The sequence below is a fragment of the Streptomyces violaceorubidus genome (genome assembly GCF_000717995.1).
In the GTDB taxonomy this organism is placed as follows: Bacteria; Actinomycetota; Actinomycetes; order Streptomycetales; family Streptomycetaceae; genus Streptomyces; species Streptomyces violaceorubidus.
This window is the reverse complement of the sequence record NZ_JODM01000138.1, coordinates 1-617: the sequence shown is the minus strand read 5'-3', so window position 1 is coordinate 617 and position 617 is coordinate 1. Positions and strand designations below refer to the sequence as shown.

The following is a 617-nucleotide window of genomic DNA, read 5'->3' as shown; positions in this document are numbered from 1 at the left end:
CTGGATGGACAGCCCCGGCCATCGGGCGAACATCCTGTGCCCGGACTTCGCCACTATCGGCGTAGGCGTCCACATTGGCGTACGGGGCCATTGGTGGACACAGAACTTCGGCTACTGAGATAACCGATGGTCAGAGGACTAGCTTGATCTTTAACCTGTGCGGCGTGGGCGAGGAGAAGCGGACTTCTTCGCTTTCGGTTTCGAGATGCCTATTTTGCGGACTGAACCGCCACGGGTTCGGTAGAGATCTCAGATCGGATGGCGTCCCGCGGAGTGGTGTAGCGGATCTTGGCTGTGAAGTGCGCCGTTTCCGTGCCCTCGCGTGCATCGACTGCCGGTGAACGCTCCCTGAGAACGGGGCAGGCCACCGTGCAACTGTCCTTGGTGAACTGCCAGTTCGGTCCAAGGGGGTGCCCGGTGGCCTTGTCCCAGCATGACCTACTTCGCCTGCTTGAGTCACTACGTTCGGCAGACGGTCTTGAACTCGTCCGCGAGGTCGCTGAGCGGCTGCTGCAGGAACTGAGCGTTTTCAACGTGGCCACTGATCGGGTGACGGCGGTGATGCGAACCCGGGTGCGCAACGGACAGGGCTCCCGTGCCGTTGAGGGAGGTGTTCG

General features: G+C 61.6%; 1 protein-coding gene and 1 pseudogene. Both read left to right on the top strand.

All coding sequences use genetic code 11. The features are described 5' to 3' along the window. The coding region (locus IE94_RS41475; RefSeq protein WP_245235365.1) for a CAP domain-containing protein at positions 1-118 on the top strand (118 nt) is incomplete at its 5' end. A gap of 299 nt (positions 119-417) precedes the next feature. Beyond that, positions 418-617 (top strand): annotated as a pseudogene (locus IE94_RS41990) (IS256 family transposase); the annotation flags it as partial.